At 50.5% G+C, this 20,104-nt stretch carries 21 protein-coding genes and 1 pseudogene; 17 read left to right on the top strand and 5 right to left on the bottom strand.

Translation table 11 applies throughout. The annotated features are described in order from the left end of the window. Positions 1-2: 2 nt before the first annotated feature. From DESTI_RS10005 to DESTI_RS09950, 12 genes are all read left to right on the top strand, one after another. Positions 3-758 (top strand): ABC transporter ATP-binding protein, encoded by a 756-nt coding sequence (locus tag DESTI_RS10005; protein WP_014809847.1) that lies wholly within the window; start codon positions 3-5, stop codon positions 756-758. Then, positions 755-1,459: an ABC transporter ATP-binding protein gene (locus tag DESTI_RS10000; protein ID WP_014809846.1), complete on the top strand. Its 705-nt coding sequence runs from the start codon at positions 755-757 to the stop codon at positions 1,457-1,459. Before DESTI_RS10005 ends, DESTI_RS10000 begins: the two co-directional genes overlap by 4 nt. Positions 1,460-1,483: 24 nt before the next feature. Further along, positions 1,484-2,641 (top strand): iron-containing alcohol dehydrogenase, encoded by a 1,158-nt coding sequence (locus DESTI_RS09995; RefSeq protein WP_014809845.1) that lies wholly within the window; start codon positions 1,484-1,486, stop codon positions 2,639-2,641. Positions 2,642-2,654: 13 nt separating this feature from the next. Beyond that, on the top strand, positions 2,655-3,425 hold the full coding sequence (locus DESTI_RS09990; protein WP_014809844.1) for an SDR family NAD(P)-dependent oxidoreductase: 771 nt from the start codon (positions 2,655-2,657) through the stop codon (positions 3,423-3,425). A gap of 107 nt (positions 3,426-3,532) precedes the next feature. Continuing rightward, a complete protein-coding gene (locus DESTI_RS09985; RefSeq protein ID WP_014809843.1) occupies positions 3,533-4,822 on the top strand; it encodes an ABC transporter substrate-binding protein in 1,290 nt (429 codons plus the stop codon). A 316-nt stretch (positions 4,823-5,138) separates the two neighbouring features. Beyond that, complete coding sequence (locus tag DESTI_RS09980; protein WP_014809842.1) at positions 5,139-6,011, top strand: branched-chain amino acid ABC transporter permease; 873 nt, start codon at positions 5,139-5,141, stop codon at positions 6,009-6,011. Then, a complete protein-coding gene (locus tag DESTI_RS09975) occupies positions 6,008-6,961 on the top strand; it encodes a branched-chain amino acid ABC transporter permease (RefSeq protein ID WP_014809841.1) in 954 nt (317 codons plus the stop codon). Before DESTI_RS09980 ends, DESTI_RS09975 begins: the two co-directional genes overlap by 4 nt. 45 nt (positions 6,962-7,006) lie before the next feature. Further along, complete coding sequence (locus tag DESTI_RS09970) at positions 7,007-7,765, top strand: ABC transporter ATP-binding protein (RefSeq protein WP_014809840.1); 759 nt, start codon at positions 7,007-7,009, stop codon at positions 7,763-7,765. Further along, positions 7,766-8,464 carry an ABC transporter ATP-binding protein gene (locus tag DESTI_RS09965; RefSeq protein ID WP_014809839.1) on the top strand — a complete coding sequence of 233 codons (699 nt, stop codon included), beginning with the start codon at positions 7,766-7,768 and terminating at the stop codon, positions 8,462-8,464. Between the two features lie 41 nt (positions 8,465-8,505). Continuing rightward, positions 8,506-8,898 carry a universal stress protein gene (locus tag DESTI_RS09960; protein WP_014809838.1) on the top strand — a complete coding sequence of 131 codons (393 nt, stop codon included), beginning with the start codon at positions 8,506-8,508 and terminating at the stop codon, positions 8,896-8,898. A 265-nt stretch (positions 8,899-9,163) separates the two neighbouring features. Beyond that, complete coding sequence (locus DESTI_RS09955) at positions 9,164-9,898, top strand: Spy/CpxP family protein refolding chaperone (RefSeq protein WP_014809837.1); 735 nt, start codon at positions 9,164-9,166, stop codon at positions 9,896-9,898. Between the two features lie 307 nt (positions 9,899-10,205). Then, entirely contained in the window at positions 10,206-12,335 is a 2,130-nt protein-coding gene (locus DESTI_RS09950; protein WP_083846699.1) for a tetratricopeptide repeat protein, read from the top strand. A gap of 65 nt (positions 12,336-12,400) precedes the next feature. On the opposite strand, the gene DESTI_RS09945 is transcribed toward DESTI_RS09950, so the two are convergent. Both DESTI_RS09945 and DESTI_RS09940 read right to left on the bottom strand, forming a co-directional pair. Next, a complete protein-coding gene (locus DESTI_RS09945) occupies positions 12,401-12,742 on the bottom strand; it encodes a type II toxin-antitoxin system PemK/MazF family toxin (protein ID WP_014809835.1) in 342 nt (113 codons plus the stop codon). After that, complete coding sequence (locus DESTI_RS09940) at positions 12,715-12,945, bottom strand: hypothetical protein (protein WP_014809834.1); 231 nt, start codon at positions 12,943-12,945, stop codon at positions 12,715-12,717. The genes DESTI_RS09945 and DESTI_RS09940 overlap by 28 nt, the downstream gene beginning before the upstream one ends. Before the next feature lie 450 nt (positions 12,946-13,395). Here DESTI_RS09940 and DESTI_RS09935 point away from each other — a divergent pair, with 450 nt between their 5' ends. The 5 genes and pseudogenes from DESTI_RS09935 to DESTI_RS09915 all read left to right on the top strand — a co-directional run bounded on the left by DESTI_RS09935 (position 13,396) and on the right by DESTI_RS09915 (position 18,302). Next, the gene (locus tag DESTI_RS09935; RefSeq protein ID WP_041286100.1) at positions 13,396-14,199 is read left to right on the top strand and encodes a TFIIB-type zinc ribbon-containing protein; all 804 of its coding nucleotides are present in this window, start codon (positions 13,396-13,398) and stop codon (positions 14,197-14,199) included. Between the two features lie 12 nt (positions 14,200-14,211). Next, a pseudogene (locus DESTI_RS09930) lies at positions 14,212-14,427 on the top strand (thioredoxin family protein); the annotation flags it as partial. A 460-nt stretch (positions 14,428-14,887) separates the two neighbouring features. Continuing rightward, positions 14,888-15,895: a TAXI family TRAP transporter solute-binding subunit gene (locus DESTI_RS09925; protein WP_014809832.1), complete on the top strand. Its 1,008-nt coding sequence runs from the start codon at positions 14,888-14,890 to the stop codon at positions 15,893-15,895. After that, positions 15,892-16,383 (top strand): DUF1850 domain-containing protein, encoded by a 492-nt coding sequence (locus DESTI_RS09920; RefSeq protein ID WP_014809831.1) that lies wholly within the window; start codon positions 15,892-15,894, stop codon positions 16,381-16,383. Before DESTI_RS09925 ends, DESTI_RS09920 begins: the two co-directional genes overlap by 4 nt. 20 nt (positions 16,384-16,403) lie before the next feature. After that, complete coding sequence (locus DESTI_RS09915) at positions 16,404-18,302, top strand: TRAP transporter permease (RefSeq protein ID WP_014809830.1); 1,899 nt, start codon at positions 16,404-16,406, stop codon at positions 18,300-18,302. Here DESTI_RS09915 and tsaA read toward each other — a convergent pair. From tsaA to DESTI_RS09900, 3 genes are all read right to left on the bottom strand, one after another. Next, positions 18,285-18,788 carry a tRNA (N6-threonylcarbamoyladenosine(37)-N6)-methyltransferase TrmO gene (tsaA, locus tag DESTI_RS09910; RefSeq protein WP_014809829.1) on the bottom strand — a complete coding sequence of 168 codons (504 nt, stop codon included), beginning with the start codon at positions 18,786-18,788 and terminating at the stop codon, positions 18,285-18,287. The two genes, DESTI_RS09915 and tsaA, sit on opposite strands and share 18 nt — an antisense overlap. Positions 18,789-18,911: 123 nt before the next feature. Beyond that, a complete protein-coding gene (locus DESTI_RS09905) occupies positions 18,912-19,316 on the bottom strand; it encodes a response regulator (RefSeq protein WP_014809828.1) in 405 nt (134 codons plus the stop codon). A 19-nt stretch (positions 19,317-19,335) separates the two neighbouring features. Beyond that, positions 19,336-20,103, bottom strand: coding sequence for a DUF364 domain-containing protein (locus tag DESTI_RS09900; protein ID WP_014809827.1), 768 nt, complete (start codon positions 20,101-20,103; stop codon positions 19,336-19,338). Position 20,104: the final 1 nt, after the last annotated feature.

Raw genomic sequence — 20,104 nt, 5'->3', positions numbered from 1 at the left:
GCATGGAACCGGTGCTCGTATTGGACCAATTGGATAAATCCTTCGGCGGCTTGACCGTGACGTACAACGTGAGCTTCTCGGTAATGCCGGGCGAAATATCGGCAATCATCGGGCCGAACGGAGCAGGCAAAACGACACTGTTCAATCAGATCACGGGCAACCTTCTTCCCGACAAGGGGAGGATACTCTTCAAGAATGAACAGATAACCGGTCTACGTCCCCAGGAGATTGTTGCTCGCGGCATGGGACGTTCGTTCCAGATCACTTCCATATTTCCGGAAGAATCGGTTCTCGAAAACGTGAGGATCTCCTGTTTATCAAGACGAAAAGAAGTGCTGAATCCCTTCAGGAATGTGGCGAGATTCAAAGAAGCAACCGATCAGGCCTATTTCATCCTTGAAAGCCTGGGGCTGGCGAAACACGCTGAAAGACCGGCTTTCGAGTTGGCTCATGGAGATCAAAAACTCCTGGATATAGGCATCGCTCTCGGCCTGGAACCTCAGCTTCTGCTTCTCGATGAACCTACTGCGGGAATGTCTCCCGACGAAAGACAACTCACACGAGATCTGATCAAGCGATTATGGGAAGAGTTCAATCTCACTTTGATCTTCATCGAGCACGATATGGATATCGTTTTCGGTATAGCCCAGATCGTTCGAGTTTTGCAGTTGGGGAGACTTCTGGCCGAGGGACCGCCTGAGGAGATTCGGAACAATCCCGAGGTCATTACTGCTTACCTTGGGGAGGAAGTCCGATGAGCTACATTCTCGAAGCAGCAGGACTGAACACGTTTTACGGACGCAGCCACATTCTTTTCGATGTGAGCCTTGCAGTATCATCCGGAGAGACTGTTTGTCTCATGGGGCGAAACGGCGCCGGAAAAACCACCACATTCAGGTCACTCATCGGACTCACACCCGTGAAACTCGGCAAAGTAATGATAAAGGGGAAGGATTGCTCCCGTTTGCCCGCGTACAAGCGAGCACGCCTGGGTATTGGCTTTGTTCCGGAAGACCGCCGTATTCTCGGGCCGTTCACTGTTCGGGAGAATCTGGGACTAGGGCGAATCCCCGGGCGCTCAGGGATTTGGAACGAGGAAACCGTCCTTGAACAGTTCCCGCTTCTCGTTCACTTGATGGACCGACTCGGAGGAACTCTCTCGGGTGGCGAACAGCAGCTCCTGACCATTGCTCGAGCCCTCATAAGCAATCCCGATGTGCTGCTGCTCGATGAACCTACCGAAGGTCTGGCCCCGGTTGTGGTGGCGGTCCTGAAAGATCTCGTGCTGAATCTCAAAAAAGCCGGTATCACCATTCTGCTTTCGGAACAGAATATCAGGTTTGCAACGAGCGTTTCGGATCGCGCGGTGGTCATCGACAAGGGACATGTCGTGTTCACCGGTACCATGGAAGAATTCAAGAGGGAAGAATCGGTTCAGAAGAAGTATCTCGCCGTTTAGAAATATTAAAAAGGAGCCATACGTATGAGCCTTGTCAGAATGTTCCAGACCACCCCGCGTATTGTTATGGGCCCCGGATCGTTACAGCGATTGGGAGATGAAGCGAAACGAATTGGTGCGACCAAAGTCATGATGATCACCGATCGCGGCATCGTACAATGCGGGATCGCTGAGAAGGCAATTCAGGCGCTCGAATCAGCCGGACTCTCGGTGGTTTCTTTCGACGGCGTTGAAGCCGATCCTCGCTATGAGATCGCTGTACAAGCAGCGGATCGGGTCAAGAGCAGTCAGGCTGATTTCATCGTAGGCATAGGCGGAGGATCTTCTCTGGATATAGCAAAAGTGGCATCGATTCTGACCACCAGTTCTGACCCGGTCAACTCCTATTTCGGGATCGATCTCGTTCCCCGGAAAGGACTGCCGATAATCCTGGTTCCGACTACAGCAGGTACGGGAAGCGAAGTGACTCCCATTGCGATCCTCTCAGACGAAGGCGAGAAGCTGAAAAAAGGTATTGTCAGCCCGTACCTTTTGCCCGACGTAGCAATTCTGGACCCGGAACTTACGCTTGGTCTTCCTGCCGCTGTTACGGCTGCAACCGGGATGGATGCACTTATTCATGCGGTGGAGGCATACACCTCCAGGAATGCTATGTGGTTGACGGACATGCTGGCAATGGAAGCAATGCGGTTGATCGCCAGGAGTATTCGCACAGCATTTGCCAATGGAGCGGATGTAGAAGCGAGATCCAGGATGCTTGAAGGCAGCCTCTTGGCAGGCATTGCTTTTGCCAATGCAGGAGTTACCGCTGTTCATGCTTTTGCCTATCCCATAGGCGCTGAATTCCATATACCTCATGGTGTCGCTAACAGCATGATGCTTGCTCCTGTCATGGAATTCAATATGCTGGGTAACCTGCCTAAATTTGCACGTATGGCCGAACTCTTCGGTGAAAACACAACCGGTTTGAGCAATCGCGATGCGGCTATGAAGTCGGTTGATTTTCTCAAGACACTGGCTGAGGACCTGAAGGTCCCTTCCCGGCTCAGTGAATACGGAATTCAGGACAAGGATATCCCGGGACTCGCTCAAGGGGTGATGAAGGTCACTCGTTTGCTGGCCAACAATCCCCGTGAACTGACGCTCAAAGATGCAGAAGAAATATACCGAAAAGTGCTCTAAGCGGAGGAATGAGATGATGACGAATCAGGAACTCTTTGACATCAGCGGCCGGGTGGCGCTTGTCACCGGGGCGTCAAAGGGTCTGGGAAAATCCATGGCTCTGGCCTTAGCGCGAGCTGGTGCAGATATTGCTCTTTTTGCCCGCGATGTGGACGGCCTCAAATCCGTGAAGTCCGAAATAGAGAGTCTGGGCAGGAAAGCGGAATTCTTCAGCGTGGACGTGTTGAATAAGACTAACATTGATGAAGCTATCGAACAGACCTTAAACGTCTTCGGTCGCGTAGATATTCTGGTGAACAACGCCGGTGTCAACGTGAGAAAACCCGTGCTGGAACTTTCTCCGGATGAATGGGATCTGGTAGTCGATACCAACCTGAAGGGTTATCTTCTCATGGCCCAGAGTGTGGTGCCTCACATGCTTTCCCGGGGCAGTGGCAAAATCATCAACATGGCATCTATTCTCGGGACTGTCGCTCTTCCCATGCAGGTGGCGTACGCTTCCAGCAAGGGAGGTGTGATTCAGATGACCAAGGTGATGGCTTTGGAGTGGGCAAAGCAGGGACTGCAGGTCAATGCCATCGGCCCGACTTATTTTGAAACTCCTCTGGTGGCGCAATTGAGAAACGATCCGGAGCGCTACAACTTCATTGTCGAACGTACACCGATGGGACGCTGGGGACAACCCGACGAACTTGCCGGGGTAGTCGTTTTTCTTGCATCAAAAGCTTCCGATTTCGTGACGGGGCAGACGATCTTCATAGATGGAGGCTGGACTGCCTGGTAGCTGGCCCTTCACACGACTCGGTTTCCGATTCTCCAATGCAGGCAACAAGCCGCTTCTCCTGCGAGAAGACGATGCATTTACATTACGGCCGGAACAAGGAGGATGAAATGGACAAACCTGGAATCAAGCGACGGGACTTCATGAAGATGGGATTGCTCACTGCGGCTGCATCTGCTCTCGGGTCGGGCGTCATGAAACCGGTCGGGCTTTGGGCTGCAACCCCGAAAATCAAAGGCCCCATAAAAGTCGGGTACCAGGCGGTTCTTTCCGGAACCCTGGCCGGTTATGGCGAGTTTCACAAAATGGGCGCACTCATGGCCATGGAAGAAATAAATGCAGCGGGCGGGATTGCCGGGAACAAGTTGGAAATCGAAATCCGTGATTCGACCCTGGCTGCTCCCACGGCACTCCAGAATGTTCGCTATTTCGTGGATAGCTGGGAAGCAGATCTGCTCGCTGGAGTGGATTCATCAGGACAGGCTCTCGCTGTTGCACCCGCAGTCGGGCAGCTCGACCGCATTCTCATGGTGACCCATGCCGCCACGGAGAAGCTCACCGAGGATGAAGTATTCAAAAAAGGCATCAAACAGGTATTCCGTATTTGCACTCCCACCTATCAGGATGGTAATGCCGCGGCATTCATTGCAAAAGATCTTCCTGCAATGAGCTGGGCAACCATCAATCCCAAGTATGAATATGGATTCACCACATGGAAGATGTTTCAGGACACCCTGGGAAAACTGAAACCGGGCGTCAAGTTTGTGGCGGATTCCTGGGCTCCGTTCGGAACGACCGACTTCAGACCTCACATCAACACGATAATGGACGCCAAACCCGAAGGATTGTACTCCGTTGTCTGGGCCGGCGAGCTTATTACCATGATGAAACAGGCGCAACAGGCAGGCCTGTTCGACAAAGTCAAACACATCCTTCTTCCTGTAGGAGCGGCAATGGATGTCCTGGAGGGACTCGGTCCGGAAATGCCTGACAATATCTGGATCTCGGGACGCTATTTCTTCCTGTATCCGGATTCGCCGCAAAACAAAGAGTGGGTGGCCAATTTCCGCAAACGCTGGAATCACTATCCTGCATATGTCTCTGAAACGGCATATTCCACCATGTATGCGTTCAAGAAAGCCATCGAAGCTGCCGGCTCCAAGGAAACCGGGCAACTTATCAAGGCCATGGAAGGCATGGAACTCGACAGTCCTGCAGGAAAACGAGTGTTCAGGAAAGAAGATCATCAGGCAATGTACGAAGTCCCGTGGGGTCTGACGGCAAGCAATCCCAACTATCCTTTCAAGATAATGGGTAAGCAGATTGTGATCCCGGCGAAGGAGTGCTTCAATCGTCCGCCCTTCGAGGGTGAGGGTACGCATCCTCCGTTCAAGTCGTGATGACCAAACTGTATGAAAAGTTTGTTCCCGAGTCTTTTTCGAGGACTTCTAATAGTGTCCATTCACAGATACATAGGGAAAATCCCCCCTATCCCCCCTTTAAATAAGGGGGGATTAAGTTGTTGCCTCTTACCCCCCTTTCGTAAAGGGGGGCTGGGGGGATTTGAATCGGACAAAACTTTTGGCAACACTGTATGCTTACGAGTTCGATGGCGCTAGAAAGAACAGTGCGATACCAACCGTGAATGCAGGAGTAAGCTCGGCTTTCTCCTGCAAAATTAAGTTATTATTCGGTACAGATCGGAGAGTGGTTTCGATGTTGGAATCCCTCATTCATGTGAGCCTTACAGGAATTTCCGCGGGAATGTTTATTTGGCTGGTGGCCAGCGGATTGACCCTCATCTTCGGAGTGTTGCGGGTGCTGAATTTTGCGCACGGAAGCTTCTACATGTTAGGGGCATACCTTTGCTACACAGTTCTCCGATACATTGGAGTCGATTTCTGGTTGGGTGTTATAGTCGGTCCGCTGGTAGTATGTGTGGTGGGTTTCCTCATGGAACGTTTTCTGCTGCGCCAGGTATATGATCTGGAACTTCCCTATCAGCTTCTTCTCACCTTTGCCATGGTGCTCATATTCGACGAGTTGGTGAAGATGATCTGGGGTGCGGGATCAATCGGGTCCCCCACTGTTCCGGGACTTTCCGGTTCGATTCAGATCGCAGGACGCAATTTTCCTGTATATAACCTCTTCATCATGGTAGTCGGACCACTGGTGGCAATCGGTCTTTGGGCTTTTCTGGAAAAAAGCTGGTGGGGTCGCCTGATTCGTGCAGCGGCTGCAGATCGTGAAATGGCTGCGGCCATAGGAGTGCGAGTCCCTGCTCTGTATACTGCGGTGTTCGTGTTCGGAGCATGGCTTTCTGCAGTTGGAGGAGCGCTTGCCGTCCCGTACGTGGGACTTCTCACGACAGGTATGGGTGAAGCTGTCATCATCAATGCTTTCGTCGTGGTGGTCATCGGAGGATTAGGCAGCCTGCAAGGGGCTTTTCTCGGAGCACTCTTCATCGGTCTCCTGAATTCCTTCGGCACCCGATACGTTCCTGCGCTGGACATGTTTCTCACATTCATCCTTATGGGTGTCGTGCTGCTCTGGCGGCCTCAGGGATTTTTCGCGGGGGTCGACCGATGAACCGTTACAGCAAGTACGTGATCGCCACTCTAGTTCTAGCAATACTCCTGGGCATCGGATTGTTCTCGAGCCGATTCATCTTGTATCTCACTATGCGAGTAATGATTCTATCCATATTCGCCATGGGCTATAACATTCTTTTCGGAAGGACGGGGTTATTGTCCTTCGGACATGCGGCGTTTTTTGCCACAGGTGCTTATGGAGCCGCTCTATGGTCTATGCACATCAGCAGCTCGCATCCGCTTTTGGGCATAATGGCGGGCGTTGTCGCTGCCGCATTCTTGGCGTTGATAATCGGATTCTTTTGTGTTCGCCACACGGAGATCTATTTCTCCATGCTGACGCTTGCCTTCGGTATGATGGTTTTCTCGTTGATGTGGAATCTCAGGGACATAACCGGCGGTGATGACGGACTTTCCGGAATCGTTCGCGGGTCCATATCGCTCGGTTTTTTCAAGATACCGATCATGAAAGATTCTCAATTTTACTTTCTCGTGTTGTTCTTCTTTGCATTGAGCAGTCTGATTATTTACCGCATTTATCAATCTCCCTTCGGCCTGGTGCTCGCGGGAATCAGGGAAAATCACATTCGAACGGAATTTGCCGGGCTGGGAGTGAGACGCTACAGGCTGGCGGCTTTTGTGGTTTCCGGTGCTTTTGCCGGATTGGCCGGAGCTTTGGGTCTGCTCTTGCAAAGCAATGTGACTCCGTTTTCGGCCCACTGGAGTCACTCGGCCGACCCGGTGCTCGTAAGTCTCATGGGAGGCCTGCAAACGTTCAGCGGTCCTTTTGTGGGAAGTATTCTGTTCGTAGTGTTGCGAGAATTTATCGAACGATTCACCCATAATTGGATGCTCTGGTTCGGACTCATTCTGCTCGCCATCATTTTGGGATTCCGAGGCGGAATTGTGGGCTCCACAAGCCAGTTTCTCAAAAGGTTTTCACGTTAAAAAGAGGACTGACAACTTACCACAGATATGTGAGGAAACCCTGATATGAATGCCGCTCTGCTCGAAGTACGCGATCTCAATAAGGCTTTCGGTAATGTCGTCACAGCCAGGAATCTGAGTTTCTCGCTTGCAGACGGGACGCTCACGTCCATTATCGGACCGAACGGTGCCGGAAAATCCACCTTGATAAATATTCTCAGCGGAAGTATTCCTCCCGATTCCGGAGAAATTCTCTTCCAGGGACAAGATATTACCCGATATCCTATAGACCGTCGTGTTCGCCAAGGGCTTTGTCGCTCGTTCCAGGTAGCCAATGTGTTCGGCCACCTTTCACTATTCGAAAATATTGCGATTCCGGTTATCGCATTAAAACAAAAGGCCACAAGCTTCCTTTGTTCGGTGAAAAAAGATTTGGAAGTGAAACAGGCGGTTGACAAGATACTGGATCGCATAGGTCTCCTGGATCATAGCCATGTTTCAGCAAGCGCTCTTTCTCACGGTGACCGCAGACTGCTCGAAGTCGGGATAGCTTTGGCAGCAAAACCGAAACTCCTGTTTTTGGATGAACCGACTGCAGGAATGAACCCCGTGGAACGGACGAGAATCCTGCAAAATATCCGGGATCTCTCCGCAGAAGGAGAAGTAACGTTTGTAATCGTCGAACACGATATGGATGTGGTGTTCTCACTTTCTGAACGGGTAATCGTTCTGTATCGCGGTAATATCATCGGAGACGGCACACCCGAACAGGTGAAATCGAATCCCAAGGTTCGTGAGGTCTATCTCGGTGAGGAGGTTGCTTAAATGCTCGAGGTGGAAAAAATCAACACCTACTACGATTCTTCCCACGTGCTGCAGAGTGTTTCTCTTAGTGTGCAATCAGGACAATCTGTGGCTTTGCTGGGTCGGAACGGAGCAGGAAAGACAACCACTCTTCGTTCAATCATGGGGTTGACGCCTCCGCGAACCGGATCTATCACCTTTGAAGGCAAACAGATCCGCGGTCTGGCTCCGTATGATATTGCCAGAAGCGGAATCAGCTATATGCCGGACGATTTGCGTATTTTCGTGGACCTTACCTGTGAAGAAAATCTGGAGCTTGCCCATCGTGTGTGTAAGCGATCGGGATATTGGACGCGCCAGAAAGTCGAGGAGCTGTTTCCGGTGCTTGCAGATCGGAGAAATCAGAAGGGCTTGAGTTTTTCCGGTGGCGAAAAGAAGATGTTAAGTCTGGGACGTGCTTTGATGATGAATCCCAGCCTCGTCCTGCTCGACGAACCTTCTGAAGGGCTCGCTCCACTCGTTATACGTAAGCTCATAGAGACGATCGGTGAGATACGCAAACGGGGGTTGACTCTTCTCCTGGCGGATCAGAATCTCAAGTTCTGTAGACAGGTCTGTGAATACGGCTATATTCTGGAAAAAGGGACCGTCGTTCACGAAGGAACCATGGAAGCAATTTGGTCCGATGAAGATGTTGTAAAGCGGTATCTCGCGGTATAATGTAATCGTTTTTTTCTTTAGTCAGTTCAGGGGTGAGTACAATGAGAATCCTCGTGGGGTATGACGGATCCAATCAGTCCAAGGGGGCACTGGAATTAGCCAAGAAACATGCTCTGGCTTTCGGCGCGAAAGTGTATCTTGTGACCTCTCTTTTCGGTGAAAATCAGACCAATCCTGAAGAAATAGCGGAAGCTGAAGAGGGTCTGGAGTTCGCAAAGAAAGACTTCATCGACAGCGGCATTGAAGTGGAGACTCACCTTCTCATCCGCGGACTCACTCCCGGAGAGGATCTGGTGCAATTCGCGAAAGAAAAGAACATCGATCAGATAGTGGTCGGAGTAAAGAAAGTGTCAGCCGTGGGCAAAATCATCTTCGGATCCAATGCTCGCCATGTGATTCTCAATGCACCGTGTCCCGTGCTTTCCATGAGATAAATTCGCCCGCCGTGCCGTGACTGATTCGGGGGCATCGGGGAAGCTCATCTTTTACCGATTCTTTCTTCTTTTCATAATCTGGGAGGCTGGAGGTATCCCTCGCTCCGGACGACGCAAAGCCGTCTAATCACTCCGCTCAGGACACCGCCAGCCTTCGCTATCTCATGCGAAATGGTATTAATACTCCGAACCAGACTCAAAAACCTCTTCGTGAAACGATTCTATTATTCTTTTGTCAGATCATACCAAAAGGAAGGAGAGAATCATGAAGACTATATTCATGCTCATGTTTACGCTGGTGCTGGCTTTCGCACTGATCACCCCCGCGGTCTATGCCCAACAGTCAATGCCGGCCAAACCAGCCGTGACACCCCAGGAAAAGGGAAAATCGCACGAGATGGGTCAAGATCAGACTCGCCATGACACGAAAAGTGGAGAAAAGAAAACCCGGTTGTGGGACGAATTGTCTCCGGAGCAACGCAACAAGATCAAGCAAGCGAGGCTGGAAACAGCAAAAAAAATGGAAGGCTTGAGATCCGAGATCGGAAAGCGGAGAATCGAGCTTATGGAACTCCGGTTTGCCGACAAGCCGGATTACGCAGCTATAGACAAGAAACGAAACGAAATTATGGACCTCAGGGACGAGATGAGAAAAGTGCGAAGACACTTTAAACAGAGTGTACTCTCCGTACTCACGCCTGAACAGAGGGAAAAACACGAAAAGAGGTTCGCCGAGCACGGAGGCATGATGGGCATGGGCAAAGGAATGCACCGAGGTCATGGTATGATGGGAGGCATGCACGGCATGATGGGAGACATGGACGGTGGAATGATGGGAGGCCGCGGACATCATGGAATGGGAGGAATGCGCGGCATGAGTTGCCCAATGATGGGGAAAGCTATGGAAGGCAGGGATGAGTTTGGTCCTGGAATCGGTTTCGAACAATCGGCCGGGGAATCAACTCCTTTCGAGTCGGGAATGCACGCTGAAGCAGAGTAGCTGAAGAGCTCATCCATTTTGTTGTGCCCGTAGCAGAAAGCCCTTTATTTTTAATGAGATAAAGGGCTTTCTGCTATCGGCATTTGTCTCCTAAACTCATTTCACCAAATCAATCACAGCATACCTTGAAGCATTTCGCAGTTGTGCACATAAGATAGCGCCTGTCCGGTCAGGGCAGAACGAAGTTTTGTCGTGTTGCGGTTACTCTTCTTCTTGACTTGATAAGATCATAATCGTACGCTCCGAGCATTACGGATTCAGCTAGAAAAAACACAGATATCACGTAGCGTCCGGTTATCGTACTGCAATGTCGTTTCCTATCCTCCAGAAGAACGTTTCACTTTCTCCAAGACTAGGGATATTCGTCGTTTTCTCATGCTTTCTTGCTCTGGCATGGACGATTCATCATGGCGGATTCGGTAGTCCCATGATTTTTGATTCCAAAGTGTGGATCAACGATCATGCGTATATCTTCGAGCAGGAAAACGTTCTCGAAATCATCAGAATATTCCCTTCTCGCGCGGTCTTTCTCACATCATTGTACCTGGATTATCTCATAGGCGGCATGAACCCCAGCCAATTCAGGATATCCGGAGCAATCTGTCTGGCTATGGCGAGCACGTTGCTGGTGGTGTTGAGTCTCCTGCTGTTTCAGTTGAGATCCGAAACTAAAGGTATAACCTGGAAAGAGATCGCTGTCAGTCTTCTGATAGGGCTGTTGTTTCTGGTCCATCCGCTTCAGATATATACGGTCTTGTACATATGGCAACGATCCGGTCTCATGACGTGCATGTTCTATTTTGCGGCTCTGTCCTTGTACCTTGCCACACGAATGGGCAAGATTTCTCCCCGGATTCTCGGGTACTCCGGAGTGAGCCTTTGTTTTGCTCTGGGCATGTTGACGAAAGAGACTATGGCAACCCTTCCAGTCGTGCTGCTGCTGGCCGAATTTGCGTTGTTCCGCCTGGACGTGAAGAGCCTCTTCAAGCGAGCTTTGGGAATTGCTCTCATTTGTTTGCCGGCAGTGTCGGCATATTTGTGTTGCACCTTTTTATTGCACAGCACGGGAAGCGTTGTCCCGCAGGATCTTGCAGAGCGCTATTTGGCCGATTTCAATGGGTCCGGGGTAACTGTATATGAGCTGCTGCTGACAGAAGGAAGAATCATCTGGTTTTACGTTGCCATGGTTGTAGCGCCTTATGTAACCGGGATTCACTTTATGAGGGCAGTGGAATTCTCGCAATCACTTTGGATTCCTCCTACCACCGCACTGGCATGGTCCGCTATCCTTTTCTTCCTGGGGTATAGCATCTGGTCGATTCGCAAAGCTCCTTTTGTATCCTTTTGCATTCTTTTCGCAATTGTTAACTTGATTCCGGAATCCACCTTACCCATGTGGATGTTTTTCGGATACAGGCCCATTCTCGCTATGTTCGGCATTTTCTTTCTGTTCGGCATGGGATTGATAGCGGTGCTCTCTCGGGTGGAATCCCGTTTTTCGAAAGCCACGCTGGAAAGTATCGCTGCACTCTTTTCTTTAGCGCTGGTCTGTTTGTTTGCGGCACAAACCTGGATTCAGGCCGACAAATGGAACCCATTTGCCGTATGGAAAGCTGCATATTCAGAATTGCCGTCAGAAACGGGAAGCGCTGACAAGAAATCGTATGCGATGATCCTGCTTCATTACGGCGACAGCCTCATACGATCGGGGGATTTTCAAGAAGCGGAAGAAGTTTTGCAGAGAGGAGTGAGATTGTCTCCCAATACTGCAGCCTTATACACCAATCTCGGGATAGTCTCCGCAGCTCGCGGGGACGTTTCCGAATCGGTTCGACTGTATCGAAAAGCCATCGAACTCGACCAGAGAAGATCGGAATCGCACCTCAATTTGGGAGCAGCTCTTCTCGAACTCAAAGATCCTGAAGGGGCTGCAAACGCTTTCAGGAAAGCGGTTGAGCTGAACCCCGGATCGGCAAAAGCTCACGCCAATTTGGGCATTGCAGCTCTCATGCTCGGCAACACAGGAGAGGCGAGACAACACCTCAGTCTTGCGGTGCAAAAAGATCCTTCGTTAGCACTGGCTCACAGCCGATTGGGAAGAGCGCACGAACTTTCGGGAGATCTTGCATCTGCGGCGAAGTCATATGCTCGTGCTCTCGCACTGCACGGAAATTTAACAGAAGCCCATTACAACTTCGCACGTATCGCGGCAAAGACCGGTCAGTACGATCTGGCAGAACAACATTATGAAACCACACTAAAATTGAACCCTCGATTTCCCGCCGCTTACTATGAACTGGGACAAGTCTTTATGTTGTGTTCCGAATTTTGCAAGGCAGTAGAATGTTTTCAAAAATGTTTGCAGATCCAACCGGATTTTACTCCGGCAAAGGACCGGTTGGAAAGCGCAAGAAAGTCATGCAGAGAAAATAAGTAACCAGAATTATTCATAGACCACAAGGATGGATGCTGAATAAGCACGGGCTCGAAAGCTAAGCTAGGTTAGACTTTACCCATTATGATATCTACAATAGTCTCTCGCACCTGTTTCATTTTGTCGCTTGGTAAGGAACCGATCTTATAATAAATCAAGCCTTCGTGTACAGTCATCATCAGGCTTGGCCTAATGAAGCTGTCCCTATTTAGACTCCCTCCTTCTAGCTCATCTCTTCCTAATGGTAATTGAAAAGGATCGTGTGTGCGAAGAGCAGCTGTGATAGAGCAAAGAAAGTAATCATCTCCCGAAAAATCTGCCAAAATCAGAGCGGGACGTTTCTTCGAAGCACTCATATCCGTGAAAAAGAATTGAGCAATTACTACGTCTCCTGGTTGAAATGTGCCCATGCCTCATCCTCCTCGGGAGTATTCAGTTCCTTACCAAGAGCTGATCCCGACATCAGAGCACATTCAAGTACCTCTAATCGGCTGGATTTTAAAATGTCCCCGCTAATAAGCGCGAGTACGTCTTTTGTTGCCAGTAGTTTCTCTCTAGGAAGAGCCTCTCGCTGACACTGGATGTCTTCATCGGTGGTAGGAAATTGTGGCATAACCTTCACTCCTGAAAGGGTCGTATGTACTTTTACTATGACACTCGTCTTCGGTCAAGTGTTTCATCTGATTCCTGGATTTTATTGACATATCAACCTCTAAGCGCTTCGTGTTCTATCTCGAACCCCTGAGATAGTTTGAATCTTGCATTGACGGGGAATCAATCCTGGAGTATTTTTCAGGTCAGAATGTCATAGTTTAAACATCGACTTATATCAGTGTGCTTTCATAGAGGGAATATTGAGAAACCTGTTATTTGCCGGTCCCGGCAAATCTCCTTCGCTACGAACGCCACGCCTTGGCGTGGCTGACTTCGCTTCGGAGGCATGCCGGGACCGGATTTGCTCCCGCCGGCGGCGGGATTACTTCTTTGAACGCACATTCGTATTATACAGTTTTCCGAACCAGGAGAGATCCCCATTGAATACGGGGTTCCTCGGACAAAACCTATGACTGAAACCCAAAAGCGCAGAATCAGCGCGAGCAAAATTGTAGCAGACATCCGTTCGGGCATGAGTGAGATGGAGCTCATGCAGAAGTACGGCTTGTCCGAAAACGGCCTGAAGAAGACTCTTGGCAAGCTGGTCGACTCCGGCCATCTCCGGGAAAACGAAATTCCACGAAGGCCGTCACGCGAGACCAGCCCTGTTCCGGAGCCGGAAAAGAAGGTTCAATTCAGGTGTCCTTCCTGTGATGCAGAATGGACAGAGGATGTCGATGAGTGTCCGTTTTGCGGAGTGGTGATCAAAAAGTTTTTGGCTTCCCGTGGAGTCGTTCGGGATGTCCCCGCACCATCCGAGGATTCGAGCGAAAAAAACTGGTTCTCGGTGATCGTCAGCATACTGATCTGTGCCAGCATTGGGGTTGGCCTGATCTGGTGGTCACGACATCAGGCCAAAGAACAGTCCCATGTCGTTCTCATGGGAAGCAAAGATCTCGAAGACATTCGGTCACGCATTTCTTCTGGAAGCGATTCCGTATCGATTCCTTCCGAAGCTGGAACTCCTTCTGCCACCAGCGCAGAAGCCGAACCTGCGCCCCAACCTTTGGATGAAACACTCCGGCCCACGGAACATGATACTATTCCCCTCAAAGAGTCCCCACAAACATCCCCGCAGGATCAAGCCCCAAAAGAATCTGACAAATATGTCACAGGAAAACTGCGAGAGTTTTCATCCAGGGACTTCAAAGAACAGGTAGTGGAAGCTTCAAAGGTGTATCCCGTAATCCTCCAATTCTACAGCCACACGTGAGGGCCGTGTAGACGGATGGCATCCGTCCTGGAGGAACTGGCTGTTGAAACAAAAGGTCGAGTGGTTGTGGGGTTGATCTTCATGAATGAACGCGAATTGGCGCGGGCCTTCGAGATAACCAAAATACCAACGACATTCCTGATCCGCAATGCTCAAGTGAAAGCTTCCTTTATCGGGGTTCTACCGAAAGCCCAGGTGCACAAGATTCTGAAGGACAACGGAGCCTGAGGATTACCGCCCGTTCGCAATCAAAGAAGTAGAATCGGGGGAGGAACTTTTTGTAATCCCGCTTTGGCGGGACTCCCCGAATCTCCATAGGCGCTAACTTTGTTCCAATTCTTTGTCCCGGACAAAAGGAAATAGCCCGGTAATTTCATTGCCGGGAATTTGCGTATCAGCCGTCCCTCTGGGACTCGAAAATCATGAGGTCTTTCCCTAACCGGCGATGAATCGCCGGCCTATTGTCGGCTGTTCCTCCGGAACAAACGACCCAAAACACGATAAGTTAGCGCCTATGCCCCGAACCCCACCTCAAGAACTTCTGGCACTTGCGCCCCTCCCTTCTGTATATTTTGCAGACGAGAATCTCTACCGCAGTTTTCGGGGAAATTGCGTCCGCCCCGGGAGTTTCGTTTTCTTACTGCTGGGAATGTGATATGTCACAGGAGGAATGAAACGGAGCCGTTTAATGACACGATACATATACATCCTGACACTGGTTTTGCTGGTAGTGTGCCTGGTTCAATGCAGTGAAGTGGGTCAGAAAACCGCCGAAAAATCAGGCGAGTGGAAACCCGGCCAACGTACCGACCTGATAATAGCCACAGGCGGCACTGGAGGAACGTATTATCCTCTGGGCGGTGGTATAGCGAAAGCGTGGAAAGATGCGCTTCCCGGGGTCAATGTGACGGTGCAGGCTACCGGGGCATCAGTGGCAAACATACGACTTCTGGCAAAGAAAGAAGCCGATATTGCTCTCGTGCAAAACGATATTGCGGATTATGGCAGATCGGGCAAAGAAGTATTCGGGGAAATGAGCGAGCGTTACACCAATTACCTGGCAATGGCATCATTATTCCCGGAGGTTGTCCAGATTGTCGTTAATGCGGATTCTCCCATACAGACAATTCAGGATCTGAGAGGGAAAAAGGTGGTCGTGGGAGCAGCGGCATCGGGAACCGAACTGGTTTCACGCCAGATATTTTCCGCTTACGGATTGCAGTATAAAGATCAGAAAGATATTTCACCGCTGTTCCTGGGATTTGTTGAAGGAGCAACGGCCATGAAGGACGGCAATGCAGAAGGTCTGGCGATCGTCTCCGGAATTCCCAATGCAGCGCTCGTTGACGTGCAAACCACCAGAAATATCCGTTTACTTCCCATTGACGTGGAAAAGCTCAAAACCGCCTACCCTTTCTATGTCGAATTTGTGGCCAAGGCAGGCACCTATAAGGGTATGGACAAGGATGTGCCTGTTGCGGCTTTGAAAGCGATGCTGGTGGTAAGATCCGACCTTGATAACAATCTCGTATACATGCTGACAAAAACGCTGTTTTCTTCAGCACAGGAAATCGGTCACAGTAAAGCCCGGGAATTCGATGTCAAACATGCAGCAGAAGGCGTGACGATTCCGTTCCATCCCGGTGCAGAAAAATACCTGAGAGAACAGGGAGTTGCCATAGAGTCAAAACCGTGAAGATCGCAGCCGTCATCTGCCTCTTATCCTATCTATGCTTACCCATTCCATCGCTTGTTGTCCGCTCATCCGGAACCAATGATGTTCTTTGGGCTGTTCCAGTGCTCCAGGGATCGGTTTTTCGCATCACCTGGACGCACAGCGTCAGCCGACGTGTCGTATCGGAAGATTATGTGATCGGTTCCGATGGACGTCTGTGTCTCAGGCGTATGACATTCGATCACGAGGGGCCGAATTTGCCTTCGAGCCCGGAAGAAGGTCTTTCCTGGAAATTCGACGGTGACAGAATCATCGTGACCGGGTACGAACGGTGTATGAAGGAGTTGAACCTCGGGATCGCATCGGAGTTTCACCAACTGCAGTCCGGCCCGGACATAGTGGATTTCGTTACTTTGTCAAAAAATAACAGGGTGTTCCGTGTGTCGACGGAACCGATCGCGGCCGTTCGCCTGTTTACTTTGAGCTGTGGTAACATCCCAAGTATATAGAGTCTCTCTCGGAATTACCGTTGAAACCTGTAATCGAACAAGAAACGTTGTCCCGCACACTTGCCGGAACCTGGGCCTGGATCGTATTTGCACTCAGCATGATGCTGGCGCTGTTTCATGTGTACACGGCTGCAACGATCCCGCTGCCTCCGCAATTTCAGAGATCTATTCACCTGGCCATGGGGCTCTGCCTGGTATTTCTGCTTTACCCGGCCCGACTGTGTAAGAAGGAAGCACCTTCACCTGCAATGTGGGACGTGTTGCTGGCATTATTGAGTCTGGGTCTCGGGTTGTATCACATTATCTATTATGAACAGCTTCTCGCACGCGTCGGAGTCAACACCACATTGGATCTGGTGACCGCCGGATTAGGGGTGGTTCTGGTGATGGAAGCCACACGCAGGGTGGTTGGATGGCCCATGGTGATTGTGGCAGGTGCATTTCTCGCTTATGCGCTCTGGGGAAACTATGTTCCCGGGCTGTTCGGTCATCGGGGTTTTTCCCTCGAGCGGGTTCTCGAACACACGTTTCTCGGGCTTGAAGGGATCATGGGCATTCCCCTGGGCGTTTCGGCGACGCTCATAATCGTGTATCTCCTCTTCGCACAGGTCCTTGAAAAGACAGGTATTCGGCAGTTTTTCATCGATGCCGCCCTTGCCATTACCGGAACGAGTCCTGGAGGCCCTGCGAAGGCCGCTGTGGTTTCCAGTGCGCTCGAAGGAACCATCTCCGGTTCCTCTATCGCGAACACTGCCGGATCGGGGTCGTTCACGATCCCCATGATGAAGAATCTGGGGTATCGACCGGAATTTGCAGCAGCCGTGGAAGCCTCGGCTTCCACGGGCGGTCAGATCATGCCGCCGATCATGGGCGCTGCTGCCTTTGTCATGGCTGAATTCCTGAACGTTCCGTATCTTGATATTGCCAAGGCTGCAGCGATTCCGGCGATCCTGTACTTTACCGGCGTATTTCTTATGGTCCACTTTGAGGCACTACGCTCTGGTCTGGTGGGATTGCCAAGAGAGAGTCTCCCTGTTTTCAGACAGGTGATGAAGTCGCAGGGATATCTCATTTTGCCGATCGTTGCCATATTCATTCTTCTCGATGCCGGTTTCAGTCCGGCTCGAGCAGCAGTATGGTCAATGGGACTCGCCTGGATTGCGGGACTTGTCAAGCGAGAAGGCCGCATGGGTGTAACGGCGATCTGTAAAGCAATGGTGGCGGGAATTGCACAGGCTTTGCCGGTCATTGCTACGTGCGCCACTGCGGGAATTATTGTCGGTGTCGTAACGCTCACAGGAGTGGGCCTCAAGTTGTCGTCGAACATGATCGAACTTGCGGAAAACAATCTTGCTATCGCTCTTGTTTTCACGATGGTGGCATCCCTGGTGCTCGGGATGGGAATCCCCACGACTGCGACGTATATCGTTCTCGCTACCATGGCTGCTCCTGCGTTGCAGAAACTAGGAGTCGAGCCCCTCGCTGCACACTTGTTCGTTTTCTACTTCGGGGTGGTTGCCGACATTACGCCGCCAGTCGCTCTCGCTGTGTATGCGGGAGCCGCAATTGCCGGATCGGATCCCTGGAAAACGGGAATAGAGGCTGTGAAGCTCGCCATTGGCGCATTTATGGTTCCATACTTTTTTGTGCTGTCACCTGTACTCATTCTGATCGGAGCAACTTCCTCGCTGCTTCTTCAAGTCCTGGGAACAGCATTGCTGGGAATGTTCGCACTGTCCATTGCAGTAGTAGGCTACTGGAAATCAAAGCTGCATGGTATCACGAGGATTGTTCTTGGTTTTGGAGGCCTGGCGCTCATTCAGCCGGGCATCATGACCGACGCTATTGGGGCGTCCGTCGTACTCGTGGTATATGTGATGCAGAGACTGAGAAACCGCAGTCTATCCAGACTTTCCTGACTGTCCTGCAAATCGCTTGTCTGCTTTCATAGTTGTAACTTTGTGTACGTTATTTTCGAACCAGCCTATGCGCAGGGCTTCTCTGTGATCGAGAACCGGAACGAAAGGTTTAATGTCCAGCAAAGGAGTTTTGTCAACTATGTCCACATCCTCTATGTGAAGGATGTTACCTTTTATTCCGATCAATCGCACAACCGACAAGCCTATGGGATTTGGGCGAACAGGTGCTCTGGTAGCAAAAATGCCCCTGGTTCGACTGTCCATGAAAGGCTGGACTTCGAGCGAATATCCCTTCAGCAGGTGTAGATGATAAATTAAGAAAATGTGAGAAAACCCGTCCAGATCCTTGAGACCGGGTACAAATTCCGGGTTCAGTTCCACCGTGCCCCTTATCCCTATAGCACCTGTGGGTTGAATGGGAGTGCCTTCAGGATCGGTGAACGGAGATCGTATAACGCCAATGGGTTTGTATTGTATTAGATCCATAGCGACTCACTATCGCGCTTGGTTCGGCTCCTATAACAATTTGCTTTCAAAGTTAGATGAAAATCCCCTCTAACCCCCCTTTATTAAAGGGGGGAATGGGGGGATTTTGAATGCAATTTGGTATTATGAGGCAATCCGGGAAAAGGTGTCAAGAAGTACATTTAATCGCATTTTGTCGTCAAATGACTTGATCGATCCCAGAATTCCCAGACCTTCCGTTTCATCGTGGAGAATCTCTTCATCTTTATCAGACACTAAGATGGTGGAGATTTGCCACGATCTTTCCAGCAACTGCTGTATAACGCGAGGTCCGGTGGTATTCGCCAAGTGCTCGGAAACGATGGCCAGATCCGGAGCATTCGTGCTTGCTTTTTCCAGTGCTACATCAGGAGTGACGATCTGAGCAGATATTCCTCTGGCTGAAAGCTCATGCAGTATAACGGATACTTCCTCAGGCCTGTCGGCTACTATGAATGCTATAAGTGTTCTTTCTGGTTTTTCTGGTTTTTCTGGTTTTTCTGTACTCATGTCTGCTTCCGATTCTTCCTCAATGATTTTGGTTCCTGTTCAAACGCATGTTCCACTTGGTCGCATACTGCGAAAAATGTCTTGTTCCACCACCTTCGTGAATAACTCGAAGCAAACCCTCAGCGTCACGGGCAATCATTCCGGACAGGCGTGTAACTGGAGTTCCAAGGAAAGCAGGTGGCACCAGTGGAGTGGATGGGCCTACGAGCATTACTTCGCGGCAATGCATCGCAGCCTGAAGCAGCTTGTCAATACTGTTGTTCATAATCGTAGTCGAGGTGATCAAGGCTACAGTACTCTTGGCGAGAACATCTACGGCCTCGTTTGAGGGTCTCACGCCATCCAATGAGCTCAATTGTCGCTCGTCACATATCTCAAGCGCCGACACTCTTTTTTCTATCTGGTCTATCATCGGCCCAAAGAAACCTATCATTCCGACTCTATCGGTCTCTTGAAGATCGACTGCAGCAAGGACATCGCCGGCATCGCCACCCGCAAACATCCCTGCAGAAAGAGCGTTCGCAGTTGCCAAACCTACGGCAGATTCAATAGGCATAGGCGAGTTCAGATAATGGAGCAGTTCAAGAGCACGTCTCCCTGCAAGGGGCCGTTTCCCGACAAATACCGAACACCCGGCAACACTATCTCTGCCGAGAGTATAAGCAACTCCCGTACGGTGGTCGTCAAGTTGGACGGCTGTGTACCCTAGTCCGATGCATACATGTCGCACACCGAGGTCCGCACAAGTCGTTTCCATTACGTCCAGCAGCTTTTGTCGTATTCCCATG

Origin of the sequence: Desulfomonile tiedjei DSM 6799, assembly GCF_000266945.1 — a bacterium.
Taxonomy (GTDB): domain Bacteria; phylum Desulfobacterota; class Desulfomonilia; order Desulfomonilales; family Desulfomonilaceae; genus Desulfomonile; species Desulfomonile tiedjei.
The sequence above is the reverse complement of the archived record's forward strand: the minus strand, read 5'-3'. Positions and strand labels throughout refer to the sequence as shown.